This window comes from Agrobacterium sp. NPDC090283 (assembly GCF_044769685.1).
Lineage (GTDB): Bacteria > Pseudomonadota > Alphaproteobacteria > Rhizobiales > Rhizobiaceae > Agrobacterium.
In genome coordinates this window covers 1-17,050 of record NZ_JBIVYG010000008.1, presented here as the reverse complement: position 1 = coordinate 17,050, position 17,050 = coordinate 1, and the positions used below count along the sequence as shown (strand labels likewise).

General features: G+C 61.4%; 18 protein-coding genes and 1 tRNA gene. 9 read left to right on the top strand and 10 right to left on the bottom strand.

What is annotated here, in order from left to right:
- Positions 1 to 7: 7 nt before the first annotated feature.
- From ACIQUH_RS13375 to ACIQUH_RS13345, 7 genes are all read left to right on the top strand, one after another.
- Positions 8 to 1,018: a TRAP transporter substrate-binding protein gene (locus ACIQUH_RS13375; protein WP_400815733.1), complete on the top strand. Its 1,011-nt coding sequence runs from the start codon at positions 8 to 10 to the stop codon at positions 1,016 to 1,018.
- A gap of 76 nt (positions 1,019 to 1,094) precedes the next feature.
- Positions 1,095 to 1,898 carry an SDR family NAD(P)-dependent oxidoreductase gene (locus ACIQUH_RS13370; RefSeq protein ID WP_400815731.1) on the top strand — a complete coding sequence of 268 codons (804 nt, stop codon included), beginning with the start codon at positions 1,095 to 1,097 and terminating at the stop codon, positions 1,896 to 1,898.
- 1 nt (position 1,899) lies between these two features.
- Positions 1,900 to 2,757, top strand: coding sequence for an IclR family transcriptional regulator (locus ACIQUH_RS13365; RefSeq protein ID WP_400815729.1), 858 nt, complete (start codon positions 1,900 to 1,902; stop codon positions 2,755 to 2,757).
- Positions 2,754 to 3,923 (top strand): acetyl-CoA acetyltransferase, encoded by a 1,170-nt coding sequence (locus ACIQUH_RS13360; RefSeq protein ID WP_400815727.1) that lies wholly within the window; start codon positions 2,754 to 2,756, stop codon positions 3,921 to 3,923. Before ACIQUH_RS13365 ends, ACIQUH_RS13360 begins: the two co-directional genes overlap by 4 nt.
- A complete protein-coding gene (locus tag ACIQUH_RS13355) occupies positions 3,920 to 5,560 on the top strand; it encodes an acyl-CoA synthetase (RefSeq protein WP_400815724.1) in 1,641 nt (546 codons plus the stop codon). Before ACIQUH_RS13360 ends, ACIQUH_RS13355 begins: the two co-directional genes overlap by 4 nt.
- A 31-nt stretch (positions 5,561 to 5,591) precedes the next feature.
- Positions 5,592 to 6,371 (top strand): SDR family NAD(P)-dependent oxidoreductase, encoded by a 780-nt coding sequence (locus ACIQUH_RS13350; RefSeq protein WP_400815722.1) that lies wholly within the window; start codon positions 5,592 to 5,594, stop codon positions 6,369 to 6,371.
- Positions 6,368 to 7,261 carry a DUF296 domain-containing protein gene (locus ACIQUH_RS13345; protein WP_400815719.1) on the top strand — a complete coding sequence of 298 codons (894 nt, stop codon included), beginning with the start codon at positions 6,368 to 6,370 and terminating at the stop codon, positions 7,259 to 7,261. The genes ACIQUH_RS13350 and ACIQUH_RS13345 overlap by 4 nt, the downstream gene beginning before the upstream one ends.
- A 38-nt stretch (positions 7,262 to 7,299) precedes the next feature.
- Here ACIQUH_RS13345 and ACIQUH_RS13340 read toward each other — a convergent pair whose 3' ends face one another.
- Both ACIQUH_RS13340 and ACIQUH_RS13335 read right to left on the bottom strand, forming a co-directional pair.
- A complete protein-coding gene (locus ACIQUH_RS13340) occupies positions 7,300 to 7,707 on the bottom strand; it encodes a PPC domain-containing DNA-binding protein (protein WP_400815717.1) in 408 nt (135 codons plus the stop codon).
- Positions 7,694 to 8,260, bottom strand: coding sequence for a DUF296 domain-containing protein (locus ACIQUH_RS13335; protein WP_400815715.1), 567 nt, complete (start codon positions 8,258 to 8,260; stop codon positions 7,694 to 7,696). The genes ACIQUH_RS13340 and ACIQUH_RS13335 overlap by 14 nt, the downstream gene beginning before the upstream one ends.
- Before the next feature lie 161 nt (positions 8,261 to 8,421).
- Here ACIQUH_RS13335 and ACIQUH_RS13330 point away from each other — a divergent pair, with 161 nt between their 5' ends.
- The gene (locus tag ACIQUH_RS13330; RefSeq protein ID WP_400815713.1) at positions 8,422 to 8,907 is read left to right on the top strand and encodes an Lrp/AsnC family transcriptional regulator; all 486 of its coding nucleotides are present in this window, start codon (positions 8,422 to 8,424) and stop codon (positions 8,905 to 8,907) included.
- A 109-nt stretch (positions 8,908 to 9,016) separates the two neighbouring features.
- On the opposite strand, the gene ACIQUH_RS13325 is transcribed toward ACIQUH_RS13330, so the two are convergent.
- Genes ACIQUH_RS13325 through ACIQUH_RS13295 form a run of 7 tightly spaced genes read right to left on the bottom strand, consistent with a single transcriptional unit; the run spans position 9,017 to position 15,727 of the window.
- Complete coding sequence (locus ACIQUH_RS13325; RefSeq protein WP_400815711.1) at positions 9,017 to 10,486, bottom strand: aldehyde dehydrogenase family protein; 1,470 nt, start codon at positions 10,484 to 10,486, stop codon at positions 9,017 to 9,019.
- 18 nt (positions 10,487 to 10,504) lie between these two features.
- On the bottom strand, positions 10,505 to 11,737 hold the full coding sequence (locus tag ACIQUH_RS13320; RefSeq protein WP_400815709.1) for an NAD(P)/FAD-dependent oxidoreductase: 1,233 nt from the start codon (positions 11,735 to 11,737) through the stop codon (positions 10,505 to 10,507).
- 60 nt (positions 11,738 to 11,797) lie between these two features.
- Positions 11,798 to 12,676, bottom strand: coding sequence for a 4-hydroxy-tetrahydrodipicolinate synthase (gene dapA, locus ACIQUH_RS13315; RefSeq protein WP_400815707.1), 879 nt, complete (start codon positions 12,674 to 12,676; stop codon positions 11,798 to 11,800).
- Positions 12,677 to 12,709: 33 nt separating this feature from the next.
- Positions 12,710 to 13,378: an amino acid ABC transporter permease gene (locus ACIQUH_RS13310; RefSeq protein WP_400815705.1), complete on the bottom strand. Its 669-nt coding sequence runs from the start codon at positions 13,376 to 13,378 to the stop codon at positions 12,710 to 12,712.
- A gap of 8 nt (positions 13,379 to 13,386) precedes the next feature.
- Positions 13,387 to 14,055: an amino acid ABC transporter permease gene (locus ACIQUH_RS13305; protein ID WP_400815703.1), complete on the bottom strand. Its 669-nt coding sequence runs from the start codon at positions 14,053 to 14,055 to the stop codon at positions 13,387 to 13,389.
- Positions 14,056 to 14,065: 10 nt separating this feature from the next.
- On the bottom strand, positions 14,066 to 14,836 hold the full coding sequence (locus tag ACIQUH_RS13300) for an amino acid ABC transporter ATP-binding protein (RefSeq protein WP_400816198.1): 771 nt from the start codon (positions 14,834 to 14,836) through the stop codon (positions 14,066 to 14,068).
- A gap of 60 nt (positions 14,837 to 14,896) precedes the next feature.
- Positions 14,897 to 15,727, bottom strand: a complete 831-nt coding sequence (locus ACIQUH_RS13295; protein WP_400815701.1) for a substrate-binding periplasmic protein — start codon at positions 15,725 to 15,727, stop codon at positions 14,897 to 14,899.
- Between the two features lie 200 nt (positions 15,728 to 15,927).
- On the opposite strand from ACIQUH_RS13295, the gene ACIQUH_RS13290 reads away from it, so the two are divergent.
- The gene (locus ACIQUH_RS13290; RefSeq protein WP_400815698.1) at positions 15,928 to 16,647 is read left to right on the top strand and encodes a GntR family transcriptional regulator; all 720 of its coding nucleotides are present in this window, start codon (positions 15,928 to 15,930) and stop codon (positions 16,645 to 16,647) included.
- Between the two features lie 308 nt (positions 16,648 to 16,955).
- Here ACIQUH_RS13290 and ACIQUH_RS13285 read toward each other — a convergent pair.
- Positions 16,956 to 17,032: transfer RNA gene (locus tag ACIQUH_RS13285), tRNA-Met, on the bottom strand.
- Positions 17,033 to 17,050 lie beyond the last annotated feature (18 nt).

Genomic DNA, 17,050 nt, shown 5'->3' with positions numbered 1-17,050 from the left:
GAAAGCAATGAATATCAACAGACGTACCATGCTCGCCGGCGCCGGTTCCGCCGTTCTGGCCACCGCCTTCGTGTCGCGCGCCCGCGCTGCCCAGTACAATTACAAATATGCCAACAACCTGCCTGCCGCACACCCGATGAACATTCGCGCCAAGGAGGCCGCCGAGCGCATCGCCAAGGAGACCGACGGGCAGGTGAATATCAGTATCTTCCCCAGCAGCCAGCTGGGTGCCGATACCGACGTGTTGAGCCAGGTGCGTTCCGGCGGCGTTGAATTCTTCACGCTCTCACCGCTGATCCTGTCGACGCTGGTGCCGAATGCGTCCATCAGCGGCATCGGTTTCGCCTTCCCCAACTACGATTCCGTCTGGGCGGCCATGGATGGCGATCTCGGCAAATATGTGCGTGGCGAAATTGCCAAGCAGAACCTCGTTGCCATGGATACGATCTGGGATAACGGTTTCCGCCAGATCACCAGCGCGTCAAAGCCGATAGCCACGCCGGCCGATCTTGAAAGCTTCAAGATCCGCGTACCGGTAAGCCCGCTCTGGACCTCGATGTTCAAGGCCTTCAAGTCGGCGCCGGCCTCGATCAATTTCGCCGAGGTCTATACCGCGCTGCAGACCGGCGTCGTCGACGGCCAGGAAAATCCGCTGGCCATCATTTCCACCGCCAAGCTGTTCGAAGTGCAGAAATTCTGCTCTGTCACCAACCACATGTGGGACGGCTTCTGGTTCCTCGCCAACAAGCGCGCCTGGGAACGCCTGCCGGATGACCTGCGCGCCATTGTTGCAAAGAACCTCAACCAGTCCGGCAAGGATGAGCGCGCCGATGTGGCGAAGCTGAATGCCTCGGTTAAGGAAGACCTGATCGCCAAGGGCATGACCTTCAACGACACGGATGCGACACTCTTCCGCGCCGCGCTGAAGGAAGCGGGCTTCTATTCCGAGTGGAAGGGCAAATATGGCGACGAAGCCTGGGCCATTCTCGAGAAGGCCGTTGGCGCCAGCCTGACCTGATCGGTCCGCTGAATAACTGGCCCCACCTCCGGTGGGGCCAACCCGATTATGTCTGACGATTGGAATGGAGACTGTTTTGACAGGTCGCCTGACGGGAAAACGCGCGCTCGTGTTTGGCGCAGGATCATCAGGTCCGGGTTTTGGCAATGGCAAGGCTGCAGCCGTGCAGTTTGCCCGCGAAGGCGCGCGTGTCGCCTGTATCGACCTTTCCGCTGACGCCGCTGAAGAGACGGCAGAGATCATTCGCGGCGAAGGGTTCGAGGCAATTGCTGTCGCGGCCGATGTCACCGAGCTGCAGTCCGTGTCGGACACCGTTGCCCGCACCTGCGAGGCCTTTGGCGGCGTCGATATCCTGCACAACAATGTCGGCGTGACGCATATGGGCGGGCCGGTCGAGCTGGACGAGGAACGCTTTCGCGCCTCGGTCGATCTCAATATCGGCTCCGTCTATCGCACCGCCAAGGCGGTGCTGCCGGTGATGCTGGCGCAGGGCGGCGGGGCCATCGTCAATATTTCCTCGCTCGCCTCGATCCGCTGGACCGGCTATCCCTATTTTGCCTATTACGCCATGAAGGCCGCCGTCAATCAGGCGACCGTGGCACTGGCCATGCAATATGCCCGACAGGGTATTCGCGCCAATTGCATTCTGCCGGGCATGATCGACACGCCACTGATCTACAAGCAGATCAGCAACCAATACGCCTCCGTCGAGGATATGGTCGCGGCGCGCAATGCCGCGGTGCCCGTGGGCCGTATGGGCGATGCCTTCGATATCGCCCGCGCCGCCGTCTTTCTGGCATCCGATGAAGCGAAATTCATTACGGGCATCTGCCTGCCGGTCGATGGCGGGCAAAGTTGTGCGGTGGGGGCGTTTTCCTGATATGGCCACGGCAGTTCCGATAGAAAATGATCTGACGGGCGCGCGTGCGGTAGACCGAGCGCTGGCGTTGCTGTCCATGGTGGGGCGGCACGCCGAACGCGGCGTATCGCTGTCCGTGATCGTCACCGAAAGCGGGCTGAACAAGCCCACGGCCCGCCGTCTGCTGCTGGCGCTGATCCGCGCGGGCCTCGTGGAACAGGACGAGGAAACACGGCGATATTATCTCGGCGAGGAAGCCTATGTGCTGGGCAGCCTGTCGTCGCGCCGTTTTGGCTTGCTGCAGATGGCCCAGGACGGGTTGACGCGCATTTCCCGCCGCACCGAGGATTCGAGCTTCCTTTCCGTGCGCCGCGATACGTTTGCGCTGTGCCTTTATCGTGAAGAAGGCACCTGGCCGGTGCGCACCCACGCGCTTCAGGCCGGGTTCGAGCACCCGTTAGGTATCGGCGCAGGGTCGCTCGCCATGCTGGCGGCGCTGCCGGATGCCGAGGTGGAAAGCGTCATTGCCGCCAATAGCGGTCTCATCGCCGCGAACTATCCGGGCATTACGCTTGATGGGCTGCGCCGTGATGTCGAGTTGACCCGGGCGAATGGCTATTCGCTCAATCCCGGTCTCATCCTTTCCAATTCCTGGGGTATCGGCGTCGCCATTCGCACACCGGATGGCGCGGTCGCCGGTGCACTGAGCATCGCCGCTGTCGATAGCCGCATGCGACCGGAGCGCCAGCCGGAATTGGCCGCCCTGCTGCGCGAGGAAGTGACCCGCATCGAAACGCGCATCGCAGAAATGATGGCCAGCCGCGCCCGCACGCGCGGTGAAGGCGACACGAAACGGCAAACAAGGAGAACGAGCAAATGAGCAAAGCGCAGATCGTCGGCTGGGCGCATTCGCCTTTCGGCAAATCGGCCCTTGAAAATACCGAACAACTGATGGCTTCGGTCGTAGCACCCGCCATAGACCATGCCGGCATCGACGTCGGCGATATCGACGGCATTTTCGTCGGTGTGATGAATAACGGGTTCTCAAAGCAGGATTTTCAGGGCGCTTTGGTGGCCATGGGCGATGAGCGGCTTGCCTATACGCCGGCTGTGCGCTTCGAGAATGCCTGCTCGACGGGATCGGCCGCCCTTTACAGCGCCATGGATTTCATCGAGGCCGGGCGCGGGCGTATCGCGCTTGTCGTCGGCGCCGAAAAAATGACGGCGTTGCCGACAGCGGAAGTTGGCGAAATTCTGCTCTCCGCCTGCTACCGCGCCGAAGAGGCCGATATTAGCGGCGGCTTTGCCGGTCAGTTCGGGCGCATCGCTCAGGCCTATTTCCAGCGTTATGGCGATCGCTCCGAAGAGCTGGCGATGATTGCCGCCAAGAACCACGCCAATGGCGCGGTCAATCCCTATGCCCATATGCGCAAGGATTTCGGTTTCGAATTCTGCAATACCGTATCGGAGAAAAACCCTTACGTCGCCGGCCCCCTGCGCCGTACCGACTGCTCGCTGATCTCCGACGGCGCCGCCGCCATCATTCTGGCCGATGAGGAAACCGCCGCGACGCTCAACCGCGCCATCGGCTTCAGGGGGCGCAAACACGTCAACGACATTCTGGCGCTCAGCCGTCGCGACCCGCTGGCGTTCGAAGGCGCACGCCGCGCCTGGGCGGGTTCGCTGGAGCTTGCGGGCGCTACCCTCGACGATCTCTCTTTCGTTGAAACCCATGACTGCTTCACCATCGCCGAGCTCATTGAATATGAGGCCATGGGGCTGGCGAAGCCCGGTGAAGGCCATCGGGTGGTGCAGGAGGGCACGGCGCTGAAGACCGGCCGCCTGCCGATCAATCCCTCGGGAGGCCTGAAATCGAAAGGTCACCCCGTCGGAGCGACCGGCGTTTCCATGCACGTCATGGCCGCCATGCAATTGATGGGCGAGGCGGGCGACATGCAGATACCCAATGCCTCACTGGCCGGCGTATTCAACATGGGGGGTACTGCGGTTGCCAATTACGTCTCGATCATGGAGCGCGTGAAATGACGATGCAAAGTGCCGTGCAGCATCCCGCGGGCGGGGTCGCGCCCTCCACCACGCGGGTGATGAATCTCTCGCATTTCCTGACCCAGGCGGCACGCCGCAACCCTGACAATATCGGTTTCGTCTGGGGCGAAAACACATGGACCTGGGCTCGGATGGATGCCCGCGTTAACGCCATGGCCCATGCGCTGGTGAATGAATTCGGCGTCAAGAAGGGTGACCGCATTCTGGTGCAGTCTTCCAACAACAACCAGATGTTCGAATCCATGTTCGCCTGCTTCCGCGTGGGTGCGGTGTGGGTGCCGACCAATTACCGGCAGTCATCCGATGAAGTGGCTTACCTGGCCAAGGCCAGCGGCGCGCGCGGCATGATCTGCGCCAGCGCTTTTCAGGGTCATGCCAAAGCCAGCCGTGAGGCAACCGCTCTCGATTTCACCATTGCCATCGGCCCGGCCGAGTTCGGTGAGGATTACGACGCCATCGTGGCCCGTCATCTGGGCCAGACGGTCAAAAGCGAAGCCGTGAACCGAGACGACCCCTGCTGGTTCTTCTTCACGTCGGGCACCACCGGTCGCCCCAAGGCAGCGGTGCTGACTCACGGCCAGATGGCTTTCGTCATCACCAACCATCTCTGCGATCTGATGCCCGGCACCGGAACCGGCGACGCCTCCATCGTCGTGGCGCCGCTTTCGCACGGTGCGGGCATTCACCAGCTCGTGCAGGTGGCGCACGGGGCCAAAACCGTGCTTCCGGCCGCGGAAAAACTCGATGTGCCCGCTGTCTGGGCACTGATCGAGAAATGGCGTGTCACCAATGCCTTCACCGTGCCGACCATTCTAAAAATGCTGATCGAAGACCCTTCCGTGGACCGCTTCGATCACTCCTCACTGCGCTACGTCATCTATGCCGGCGCGCCGATGTATCGCGCCGATCAGAAACGGGCGCTGGCAAAACTCGGTCCGGTGCTGGTGCAATATTTCGGCCTCGGTGAAGTGACCGGCAACATCACCGTGCTGCCCGCTTCCTTCCACAGCGCCGAAGATGGCCCGGAAGCGCGGGTCGGCACCTGCGGTTTCGACCGGACCGGCATGGAAGTGCAGATCCAGAACGAGGCGGGTGAGGAGGTTGGCGCGGGTGAGACCGGCGAGATCTGCGTTATCGGTCCAGCCGTCTTTGCCGGTTATTACGACAATCCCGAGGCCAATGCCAAAGCCTTCCGCAATGGCTGGTTCCGCACCGGCGATCTCGGCCATCGCGATGAGAACGGCTTCGTCTACATCACCGGCCGCGCTTCCGACATGTATATTTCCGGCGGCTCGAACATCTATCCGCGCGAGATCGAGGAGAAAATCCTCATGCACCCGGATATCAGCGAGACCGCCGTTCTGGGTGTGCCGGACGCGGTGTGGGGCGAGGTGGGCGTCGCCGTCTGCGTGGCGCGCGAGGGGGCGGATATCGCAGGCATCGACCTCAAGGCCTATCTCGAGGGCAAGATGGCCCGCTACAAGCTGCCGAAAACCGTGGTGTTCTGGGATGCCATGCCAAAATCCGCCTATGGCAAGATCACCAAGAAAATGATCCGCGAGGAGTTGGAAAAACGCGGCCAGATGCCCGTTTTCGAGGAAAAGCGGACCGGCTGACGGGCACGACATGCAACCGGGAGGAGACGGTATGACACAACAGACGACAGGAACAAAAGGGGCTGTCGCGATCACCGGCGGCGCATCCGGTATCGGTTTTTCCACCGCGCAGCTGCTGATGGCACGCGGTTGGCAGCCATGGTTGCTGGATCTCAAGCGCGAGGCACTGGATGCGGCCTGCGAAAAACTCGGTATCGATGCCTCGCGCGGCATCGTCTGCAACGTGGCGGATGAGGCGTCGATAGAAGAGGCTTTCACCGCCTTGACGGCGGGCGGCGCCGATCATGCGGTTGAACTGGTGGCCGTCGTCAACAGCGCCGGTGTCGGTATCGACAAACTTTCCGTCGACACCAGCGTCGAGGAATTTCGCCGTATCGTTGACGTCAATCTCGTCGGCAGCTTCGCGGTAGCCCGCGCCGCGGCGCGTTACTGGCTGAACCGCGAGATTTCCGGCTCCATCGTCAATATCAGCTCCGTTTCCGGCATGTGCGGCAATCGTGGCCGCAGCGCCTATGGCGCATCGAAAGGCGGCGTCAACCTTCTGACGATGGTGATGGCAAACGAACTCGGGCAATCGGGCATTCGGGTCAATGCGATTGCTCCCGGCCCGGTCGATACCCCCCTCACCCAGGCCGTTCACACGGAGAATGTTCGCAGCCAGTGGCATAGCCGCGTTCCCATGCATCGCTATGGCAGGACGGATGAGATCGCATCGGCCGTGGCCTTCCTCGTGTCGGATGACGCAAGCTACGTCAACGGACAGGTGCTCGCCGTGGATGGCGGCTTCATTACCGCGGGGCTTGCGGTATGACGACAATGGCCCCGGTGGCGCTTCCGCGCAGCATCGTCCATCCCGGGCCGGAAACAGCCGAACGCTTTCGTGCCGTCGGCTGCCATGCCTATCCCGTCACGCTGACGGCCAGGCCCGGCATCTGTGTCAATGAAGCGATTGCCGATGCCTTTGCGAAACGGGGTTTCGAGGGTGGTTACGTCAGACTGAGAAACGTACCGATGAAACGGCTGCATTATGTCATGCCCGCAGCCGCACCCGATGACGCCCATGCCGCCTGGTACAGCGAAACCTTTTCCATGCCTGATGGCACGATCCTCGATGCCGGCCTGCATATGGGCCGGCGCGATGGAAAGCCGTTTCTGCATTGCCATGGTTCCTGGAAGAGTGCCGACGACGTTGTCTCCATGGGACATCTCTTGCCTTTCGAGGCCGAATTTGCCGGGGAAACGCCACTTGAGGCGCTGGCGCTGGATGGCGCAATCCTCGATGTGCAAAAGGATGAGGAAACCAATTTCCCCCTCTTCACCCCCATCGCGCGACCGCGCAACCGAAAGGACACCGGCCTGCGGGCGCTGTTATGCACGGTGCGTCCCAATACCGATATCTGCACGGCCCTTGAAACGGCCGCTGCCCAATTTGGCCTGCGGGAGACCGAGGTCAATGGTATCGGAAGCCTGGTCGGTGCGGATTATGAAGACGGGACAAGTCTCAGCGCCTATGCCAGCGAAATCCTCATCCGCAATGGCCGTATCGGCCCCTCCGCTATGGGCAGCGAACAGGCGATGCTGGATATTGCGATGGTCGATCTCACCAAGCATATCAGCAGCGGGCGGCTGGTGCGCGGCAAAAACCCCGTTTGCGTCACTTTCGAGCTACTTCTAACCGAAAGACAGGGGGCCGTCGCATGAGTTGCGCCGCGCAACTCACCGGCCCGCCTTCCCGCAACTCAGGCCGCCTGCGGCGTCTCCGCAGGCAACCATTCTTCCAGCGTCACCTCGAAGGTCATGCAGACCGGATTGGCGCCCGCGATGAAGGGACCGCCGTAAACAGCACCTTCGGTATCGGCGACGACGCCGGTCAGCGCGGCGCGCAGCGAGCCATCTGGCTGGGCGCGCACCTCCCCGGCAATGGAGACGATTTCAACGGCGGGACCACGTATCTGCAGGAACGCGCCGCTGCGGGTGCCGAGACAGGCATCGACCAGACTGCCCAGCGCGCCGCGCACGAAAGCGTTGCGAAACCCTTCGGCGAGGCACAGTTTCTCGACGCCAAGCACGAGATCCTCGTTGGGCGCGATTCGGGCATAGGCCACACGTCCCATGGAGCCGGATTCGACAGTGTTATGCGTGTTCATCGGCGCGCTCCGTGCGGTTCCTGGGTTGAAGAAGAGGAATATTGGTTTCGGGATCGAAGGATTGCTGCAACACGAAACCGTCGAGCGAGGTCACAAGTGCGGAAACGCCGCCTTCGCCGGCAATACAGGATTCCGTCAGCAAATGACCGCCCCTGACAACGCCCGCCGCAGTGCGCATGGCGGCATGACAATGGACGATCGGCTCGCCCTTCATGCTGCGCCCCAGTGTGGCATTGCCGAAAACCAGCCATGCCGCACCGGCATCGATGGGTTTCGTATAGGCAATGACAGCCCTGCCGGAAGGATCGGGTGGGGCCACGCAATAGGACAATACGTCGAAATAACCGCCGAGAATGGTGAGCGAGGCATTTTCGATGCCGTTTTCGAAGAGCGGCCGCACAATGCCATCGTAGAGGCTGGATCCCGGCGCGATGAACAGCCGCACATGGCGGGCAGATGGCGAGTGAAGGCTGTTGATGCGCACCGGCGAGGAAATGCCGGGATGGATCAGCGTTCTCGGCCTTGGAAAATGCTGCTGTTCTCTTGGTGCCATGCCTGCTCCTCCCTGCTGCCTGTACCTTGCAGTACGGTACTCAAGGATCGACCGAAGGTGCTTTCGAATAGCGCCGCCAAACGGCGTGACGGAAAACACTTCTTTCGCCGGCGGCCGCAAGGGCGGCAGATTTTTTTGCAACGTATTTTGGGAAGACCGGCATGACCAAACCGCTGGACAGAATTGACCGCAAGATATTGCGCACCCTCTTGAAGAACGGCAGGCTGAGCAATACGGAGCTCTCGGAAAAAGTAGGGCTCTCGCCGAGCCCCTGCTGGCAGCGCGTCAAGCGGCTGGAAGACGAGGGGATCATTCGCGGCTACACCGCCATTCTCGATCAGGCCAAGCTCGGACTGACCGAAACCGTTATCATCGAGGTGATGCTGGAGCGTCATGACGACGAGGTTCTGGAACGTTTCGGCGAGGCCATGGCCGCTCTTCCGGAGGTGCTGGAAGCCTATCTGACCACCGGCGAATATGATTACCTCATCAAGGTGGCGGTGGCGGGAACCGCTGGCTACGAGCAGTTTCTGCGCAGGAAGCTCTATAAGATTGAGGGCGTGCGCCATTCACGCTCCTGTTTCGCGCTCAAATGTCTCAAACACACATTGTCCGTTGTGCCCGATCCGGAACCGCCATTGAGCTGAGTGAGGGATACCTCGTCTTTGATCTGTACGGCGATCTCGCAGGCATTGTGCAGAGGATCCTTCGGATCGAGCCGCAATTGCTGACGGCCGCAGAGCGCCCTGTCGAACCTCATTTCAGATACCATCCCCAGGGTTCTTCGCTGACCAGACGGGTGATCTGCTTGGTTTCCAGATAGTTGTCGAGACCCCAGCGGCCGAGTTCACGGCCGATGCCGGACTGTTTGTAGCCGCCCCAGGGCGCTTCGGTGAATGTCGGCTGCGAGCAGTTGATCCAGACGATGCCGGCGCGGAAGGCGGTCGCGACGCGCTCGCAGCGCGCATCGTCCGCCGACATCACGGCGGCGGCAAGGCCAAAGCGGGAATCATTGGCAAGGCGGATCGCTTCCTCCTCGGTCTCGAAAGGCCGGATGCAGACGACGGGGCCGAATATCTCCTCCCGCCAGGCATCGCTGTCGAGCGCCACGTCGACAAGAATGGTGGGGGCAACGAAGAAACCCCTGTCGAAGCCGTCATACCTGCCGCCGCAGGCAAGCGTCGCGCCCTGTTCGACGGCGCGGTCGATATGGCGCAGCACATCCTCATATTGTCCCCTGTTGACGAGCGGGCCAAGGAGCGTACCTTCATCAAGGCCGTTCCCCAGCTTGATCTTTTGGGCTTCCTCCACCAGCCGCGCCAGCAGTCTCGAATAGAGCGGGGCCTCCACCAGAACCCTTGATGTGGCCGAGCAGACCTGCCCCTGGTTCCAGAAGATGCCGAACATGATCCATTCGACCGCTTTCTCGATATCGCTGTCGGCGAAGATGACGAAGGGCGACTTGCCGCCAAGCTCAAGGCTGATGCGCTTGATATCCTTCGCGCCGGCAGCCATGATTTTCGAGCCGACCGGCCCGGAGCCGGTGAAGGCCACCTTGTCGACATCAGGGTGATCGACGAGCGCCTGCCCGACGACAGAGCCTCTGCCGGAAAGGATGTTCAGAACCCCGTTCGGAAGGCCCGCGGCCTGCGCGATCACGCCAAGCTCCAGCGCCGTCAGCGATGTCGTTTCGGCCGGCTTCAGGACGATCGTGCAGCCGGCCGCAAGCGCCGGCGCCACCTTCCAGGACGCCATCAACAGCGGATAATTCCAGGGAACGATGGCGACCGCGACACCGAGCGGCTCGCGCACGGCCCTGGAAACGAAGCGCGCATCGCCAAGCTTCACCTCTTCCGCCTCGCCATCCAGCTCCTCGGCGAGATCGGCGTAGAAGTCGAAGCAGCCGGCGGCGTCGGTCAGATCCCATTCGGATTCGGGAAGCGGTTTCCCGTTGTCGCGGGTTTCCAGACGTGCCAGTTCGGGCAGGCGGTCGCGAATGCCCTGCGCCATGGCGCGGAGATATGTTGCGCGCTCCTTACCCGAAAGGCGGGGCCAAGGGCCGTTGTCGAAGGCTTCGCGGGCGGCCCTCACGGCCAGTTCCGCCTCCGATGCACCGGCGGCGGCGATGTGGTGGAAGACCTCCCCGGTCGCCGGATCAATCACCGCAAGCGTGGCTCCGTCGGCCGGAGCGACCCACTTGCCATCGATGAAAAGCTTGTTCTGCATGGTGTCCTCACATGTGTGTCAGAAGCGGTCGATGCGATACGGCCGCATGTCGACGGGCGGCGCCCGCCCGGTGATCAGATCGCCCATCAGGCGTGCGGTCGTCGCCGCATAGGTGACGCCCAGATGGCCGTGGCCGGTGGCGTAATAAACGCCCGGCACCTTTGCCGAGGCAGACATGACCGGCACGGTATCCGGAAAGGCCGGACGATGGCCCATCCATTCGGTAAAATCCTCGCAGCGCAGCTTCGGCAGGGCAGTCTGCGCCCGCCGCACGGTGATCTTCGAACGACGATAATCGGGGGCGGCGTCGAGGCCCGCCATTTCCACCGTGCCGCCGACGCGGATACCGCCAGCCGTTGGCGTCACCATGAAGGCGCGCGCCGGCCAGATGATCGAATGCCGCATGGAAATGCCGGGCGACATGATCTGGGTGTGGTAGCCGCGTTCCGTTTCGAGCGGCATCGGTTCGCCGAGCATCCCTGACAGGAGGCCGCTATGGGCGCCAGCACAGATCACCACTTCATCGGCAAGGACTGGTTCGCCGCCGGCCAGCCGGACGGCGGTGATGCGGTCCGATCGGTCGAGACCCGTCACGTCGCCGCGGCGGATATCGCCGCCAAGCGCCGTGAAGCGCTGCGCAAGGCCGTTCACCAGGCGGAACGGGTCGCGCAGGCTGCGGTTTTCGGGAAACAGCACGGCAATGCCGATATCTTTCGACAATTCCGGTTCCAGTTCCCTGGCCTCCGCCCCCGTCAGGCGGCGATACGGAAAATCGAAACGGTCGAGGATTTCGATATGGTCGCGGTCGGCGGAGAGTTCCGCCTCATCGGTATAGAGGGAGAGGCACCCCTCCGCCGTCAATTCGCCTTCCAGACCCGTTTCCTTCAGGAGCGGCAACAGGTCGTCATAGACGCGCTTGCAGAGTGCCGCACCTTCGGCCTCGATCTGACGAAGCCGGCTCGGGCGGGACGCGGCGACAAAACGGGCGAACCACGGGATGAGTTTCGGCATATAACCGGGACGAACGCGCACCGGCCCTTCGGGGTCGAGCATCCAGCCCGGTATCTGCTTCCAGATGGAAGGACGCGACGCCGGCATGAATTCGGTGACCGCGATGGACGCCATATTGCCATAGGACGCGCCGCCTCCGACCTCACCCCTGTCCAGGAGCACGACCTGCCGCCCGCGTTTCTGCAATTCATAGGCGATGGCGGTGCCGATAATGCCCGCTCCGATCACGACGGTCGTCATGCCGCTCTCTCCGTTCAATTCAACGATGGGCCGGGCGCAAGCCGCCCGGCCGCGCTTCGCTCACCAGTTGAGGATCGGCTGCATGGCGGCGCGGAATTCGGCCTTCTCCTCGTCGGTCAGGGGACCGAGCGGCGCGCGGCATTCCCCAACCGGCAGACCCTGCAATTCGCAGCCATATTTGATCTTCTGGACGAATTTTCCGGATTCCAGAATGTTCATCGCGCGGTAGAGCGTCTTCATCATATCGCGGGCTTTGCCGAGATCGCCGGCCTTATAGGTCCGGTCGAGATCGCAGCAGGCCTTGGCCATGCAGTTGGACGGGCCGCAGATCCAGCTTTCCGCTCCCCAGACCATGAAATCGAGCGCGATATCGTCCGAGCCAGATACGAGTTGGATCTTGTCCCCGTAGCGGCTGGCGATGTCGATCGCACGCTGTAGCACACCGGAGCTTTCCTTGATGCCGATGACGCGCGGATTATTGGCGAAGTGATCCATCAGTTCGAAGCTGATGTCCGAGCCGTCCTTGGCGGGATAGCTGTAAAGCACCAGATTAACGTCGACGGCGGCGAGTATGGTTTCGTAGTGCCTGATGAGTTCGGCCTGGGTCGGGCGCGTGTAGAAAGGCGGGGCCAGCAGAACCGTGTCATAGCCGATGTCCTTCGCCAGTGCCGTCTGCTCGATGACCTCGCGCGTGGCGGGCGCATTGGTGCCGGCGATCAGGATTTCACCGGGCCTTGCAAAGTCCTTGACGAATTGAAGCACGTCGCGGCGTTCCTCGGTCGACTGGCTGAAATATTCGCCGGTCGAACCGTTCGGCACCCAGCCGGTCACGCCGGCTTCGCGCAGATGGGCGAGAAGTTTTTCGAAGGCCTTGAAATCGATCTTGCCGTTGGCATCGAAGGGGGTAACGAGAGCGGGCATAACGCCGGACAGTTTCATGGAATATCTCCGTTCGGATGGGTGGTTGGCGCGTCAGACGGCAAGCCGTTTGAGGATGCGCTGTTCGAAAACCGTGACGGCGCGCGTCAGCGGAAAGGCGATAATGAAGTAGATCAGAGCGACGACGGTCAGCACCTCGATGGGGCGGGCCGTTGTGTTGGAAATGTTCTGGCCGACGAACATCAGATCGGCCATGCCGACCGCCGAGACCAGCGCGCTTTCCTTGAAAAGGCTGACGCAATTGGATAGCAGCGTCGGCGTGGCGCGCAGCACGGCCTGCGGCAGCACGACGCTCGTGGTGCGCACGAAGGGCGAAAGCCCCAGCGCCACACAGGCGTCCAGTTGCTCGCGCCCGACGGATTTCAGCGAGGCGCGGAAGGTTTCGCTGCTGATCGCACCCATATAGAGCGTCAGGGCGATGATGGCGGACGCCATGTTGGAAAGCTCCACGCCGAGAACCAGCGGCAGGCAGAAAAATATCCAGAACAGCTGCACGAGCACCGGCGTACCACGGAAGAATTCCACATAGACGCTGGCCATGCCCGGGAGAATAACGCTTTTCGATGTGCGGGCGAGCGCCAGCAGGAAACCGAAAATGCAGCCGAGCACGATGCAGACGAGGGTCAGCTTGAGCGTCGTCCAGAGGCCGAGAAGAAGCGCGTCCTGGAATCTGAGCACAATCGCGAAGTTGAGGGTCATCATCCGCCTCCTCAGCTTGCCATGATTTCACGGCGGCGTTCCAGATAACCGACGATTTGGGAAACCGGGAAAGACACGGCGAAATAAACGAGGGCGACGATGGTGAAGGTCTCGATCGGCCGGTAGGTCTGCGTGGCCAGCGTCTTGCCCTGATACATCAGATCCTGGACAGCGACGATGGCGACCAGCGCGCTCTGCTGGAAGATGCCGATCCCGTTTGTCAGCAGCACCGGAATGGAGTTGCGCACTGCCGTCGGCAGAACGATGTAGAGCACCCTCTGGAGCGGCGTCAGGCCGAGCGCCACGCCGGCATCGAGCTGTTCCTTCGGCACCGCCTGGATCGCGGCGCGATAGGCTTCCGCATTGAAGGCGGCCAGGTTGAGGCCGAGCGCCAGCACGCCCATCGTGACCGAGCCGAGGAACACATTGAACAGCATGGGCACGCAATAGAAGAACCAGACGATCTGGATGATCGCCGGCGTGCAGCGGAAAAATTCGATGAAAAGCATCACCGGCAACCGGATCGCCGCCCAGCGGCTCATGACGAGCAGCGCCAGCACGAAGCCGAGCGTCAGCCCGATGGCGTTGGCCGCGACGGTGAGCTGGACCGTGACGAACAGCCCTTCCCACAAGGGTCCGAAATTGCGGAAGACGGACGCGAAATCGAAACTATAGTTCATGGCCCATCCCTCAATGCTTGATATGGAAGACCCGCTCGATGAACTCGCGCGTACGCTCTTCCTTCGGCGAGCCGAGCACCTGTTCCGGAGGACCATCCTCCACCACGACGCCGCCTGCGCAGAAGATGACGCGCGACGCGATGTTTTTCGCAAACCACATGTCGTGGGTGACGATCACCATCGGCATCTGCTGCTGGGCGAGTTGCAGGATGACCTGTTCGACTTCGGCCACAAGCTCGGGATCGAGCGCCGACGTCACCTCATCGAACAACATCAGTTTCGGATCGAGCATGAGGGCGCGGGCAATCGCCACGCGCTGTTTCTGGCCGCCGGAAAGCTGAGCCGGATAAGACTTTGACTTTTGCGCGAGACCGAAGCGTGTCAGGAGCGCCATCGCCCTTGCCTCGGCCTCGGCTTTCTTCTCTCCCCGCACTTTCATCGGTGCGAGAATGAGATTGCCGATCACATTGAGATGGGGAAACAGCGTATAGTGCTGGAAGACCATGCCGATCGAGCGGCGGACCCTGGCGTCGATGGCTGTCTTTCCATTGCCGTTTACGGAAATATAGGGTTTGCCGCCGAAGACGACGGAGCCGCTGTCGATCTGCTCAAGTCCCATCAGCACGCGTAAAAGGGTGGACTTGCCGCCGCCGGACGGGCCGATGACGACAACGCGGTCTCCCGCCTTCATCTCGATATCCAGCCCCTGCAGCACCTTCACCACGCCGCCGTAGCTCTTGTGCAGTCCTTCGATTTTCACCAGCGAAGTCGCATCTGGCATCATCAGGTTCTCCTGTTCGGAACGGGCCCGGAGCCGCCCGCGCGGCGGCTCCGGCGCTGTTCAGTTGCCGGTCTTGAGAACCTGATCGACAGCCTTGCGGATCAAGGCGTCGACATGACCCGTCGCAACCCGCTCTTCGAGGAAGATGTTGACAACCTCGATATCGGCCGTGGAAAGCTGATGCGGCAGGCCGAAAGAGACGCCCTGCTTGGCGAGCGCCGGGGTCGGGTTCAGCGCCACGGCCCATTCCGGGTTCGACTGGGTGAAGAGCTGATTGGTATCGGAGGCGTCGACAAGGATATCCGCGCGGCGGGACACGACCGCAAGACGCGTTTCGTCGTTGGTCGGCAGGCGCAGAATCTGCGCCTTCTTCACGGCCGCCGAAATTGCCTTGTCCTGTGCGGAACCCGACATGACCGCCATGGTCACGCCTTGCCTGTCGAGATCGGCAACCGAGGTGGCGCCGGCCGGAATTTTCGGGTTCTGTTTATTATAGGCGAGCGAAATCTGATATTCCATCGCCGGGATGGAGAATTGCACCGCCATGGCGCGGGTGGGCGTGCGGTTGAGCGCCAGCGATAAATCCCATTTGCCGGCCTGGAGACCCGCCACGATATTGTCCCAGGTCGTATCGACAAATTCGGGGTTCACCTGCAGAACCCCGGCGAATTCCCGGCAAAGATCCGCGAAAAAACCGGAATATTCACCGCTGGCCGGATCGCGCATGACGTAAGGCGGCGCTACGGCGGCGGCGCAGCGCAGCCTGCCGCTCTTCTGGACACCCTGCCAATATCCTTCCGCCGTTTGGGCCATTGCCGCTGTCGCGAGCCCCGACATCAGGGCGAGCGCGACCGTTGCCCGCAGAGCGGGCCTTACCATCTTCGATAGCATAAGCATTCCCCATTTTTTAGCGTATAGGACGCGCGGTTCCACTCGTCGGCTTTGGCCGTTCTTTTTGTCTTTTTTGTCGGCTCCGTGTCGACTTATTAATTTATGTCGTCTCCATGTCGACAAAGTCAAGCGGAAAATTTAACATTGCCGCCAGGCCGATTTTCTGGCCCAATGCCACTGGATGACGGAAAGGGACCTAAGTGTCTGACGAAATTGAAATGAAGCGGGTGCGCGGCACGGGTTGGAAAAATGTCTATGACACGCTGCGAAATGAAATCCTGGCATTGACTCTGCCGCCAGGGCAGCTTCTTGACGAGATGACGCTTGCCGAACGCTTCGACATGTCACGCTCGCCGATCCGCGAGGCATTGATCAGGCTGGCGGGCGAAGATCTGGTTGTGACGCTCTCCAACCGCAGCACCATCGTTGCGCCTATCGAGGTGGCAAGCTTTCCCAAATATGTGGAAGCACTCGATGTCGCCCAGCGCATGAACACCCGGCTTGCGGCGGCGCTGCGCACGGATGCTGACCTGAAGATCATCGCCAGACGCCAGAGAGAATTCGAGGCTGCGGTGAAAACCGGACAACATCTCAAGATGTCGGAGGCCAACAAGCAATTTCACATGGCGGTGGCCTATGCCGGCAAGAACGCCTATCTCGCATCTTTTTACGAGCGTCTCCTGAACCAGGGCCAGCGCATGCTGCATCTCCACTTCGAATATCTGGAGCGAACCGGTGAGGGCTATCTCCTGACCGACGAGCACAACCTGATGCTGGAAGCGATCCGCGCCAAGGATGTGGAGCGCGCCGACAACCTGGCGCACGCCCACACGCGGCAGTTCCAGGACAACTTCATCCGGTTTCTGCGGGAGAACTATACGACAGACGTTTCGCTTGGCTCCAATGTCGCCGCGGAATAGTCACTCCAGCCCCGGAAGATCGGGACATCGATGATACACCCTTCCAGTCAGGGCCGCAGCCCGAAACAGCGACTACTTATAGCCTCTGCCTGATACGGCATATCAACTACACGCAACGTCCATTCCTCTGCCTATACAAAGCGTGGCCAGTCCTTTCATGGAAGCCGCGACCATTATGGATAAGCAGTTGGCTGTGCTGAAGGGCGATGACTATGTGGAGAAGTTTCGTACTGGCGAGCTTGAGTCGGAGCAGCAACGCAAAAAGGGCTCCGAGTTTTCCCGGAGCCCTTTGATAATTGGATAGAATTTGGTTGCGGGGGCAGGATTTGAACCTGCGGCCTTCAGGTTATGAGCCTGACGAGCTACCGGGCTGCTCCACCCCGCGGCACCAGCGAGAAGTCGG

Excerpts from the sequence above, each read along its gene's own strand:
- ACIQUH_RS13375 (WP_400815733.1), top strand. The coding sequence starts at position 8 with ATGAATATCAACAGACGTACCATGCTCGCCGGCGCCGGTTCCGCCGTT.
- ACIQUH_RS13365 (WP_400815729.1), top strand. The coding sequence starts at position 1,900 with ATGGCCACGGCAGTTCCGATAGAAAATGATCTGACGGGCGCGCGTGCG.
- ACIQUH_RS13360 (WP_400815727.1), top strand. The coding sequence starts at position 2,754 with ATGAGCAAAGCGCAGATCGTCGGCTGGGCGCATTCGCCTTTCGGCAAA.
- ACIQUH_RS13355 (WP_400815724.1), top strand. The coding sequence starts at position 3,920 with ATGACGATGCAAAGTGCCGTGCAGCATCCCGCGGGCGGGGTCGCGCCC.
- ACIQUH_RS13350 (WP_400815722.1), top strand. The coding sequence starts at position 5,592 with ATGACACAACAGACGACAGGAACAAAAGGGGCTGTCGCGATCACCGGC.
- ACIQUH_RS13345 (WP_400815719.1), top strand. The coding sequence starts at position 6,368 with ATGACGACAATGGCCCCGGTGGCGCTTCCGCGCAGCATCGTCCATCCC.
- ACIQUH_RS13340 (WP_400815717.1), bottom strand. The coding sequence starts at position 7,707 with ATGAACACGCATAACACTGTCGAATCCGGCTCCATGGGACGTGTGGCC.
- ACIQUH_RS13335 (WP_400815715.1), bottom strand. The coding sequence starts at position 8,260 with ATGGCACCAAGAGAACAGCAGCATTTTCCAAGGCCGAGAACGCTGATC.
- ACIQUH_RS13330 (WP_400815713.1), top strand. The coding sequence starts at position 8,422 with ATGACCAAACCGCTGGACAGAATTGACCGCAAGATATTGCGCACCCTC.
- ACIQUH_RS13325 (WP_400815711.1), bottom strand. The coding sequence starts at position 10,486 with ATGCAGAACAAGCTTTTCATCGATGGCAAGTGGGTCGCTCCGGCCGAC.
- ACIQUH_RS13320 (WP_400815709.1), bottom strand. The coding sequence starts at position 11,737 with ATGACGACCGTCGTGATCGGAGCGGGCATTATCGGCACCGCCATCGCC.
- dapA (WP_400815707.1), bottom strand. The coding sequence starts at position 12,676 with ATGAAACTGTCCGGCGTTATGCCCGCTCTCGTTACCCCCTTCGATGCC.
- ACIQUH_RS13310 (WP_400815705.1), bottom strand. The coding sequence starts at position 13,378 with ATGATGACCCTCAACTTCGCGATTGTGCTCAGATTCCAGGACGCGCTT.
- ACIQUH_RS13305 (WP_400815703.1), bottom strand. The coding sequence starts at position 14,055 with ATGAACTATAGTTTCGATTTCGCGTCCGTCTTCCGCAATTTCGGACCC.
- ACIQUH_RS13300 (WP_400816198.1), bottom strand. The coding sequence starts at position 14,836 with ATGCCAGATGCGACTTCGCTGGTGAAAATCGAAGGACTGCACAAGAGC.
- ACIQUH_RS13295 (WP_400815701.1), bottom strand. The coding sequence starts at position 15,727 with ATGCTATCGAAGATGGTAAGGCCCGCTCTGCGGGCAACGGTCGCGCTC.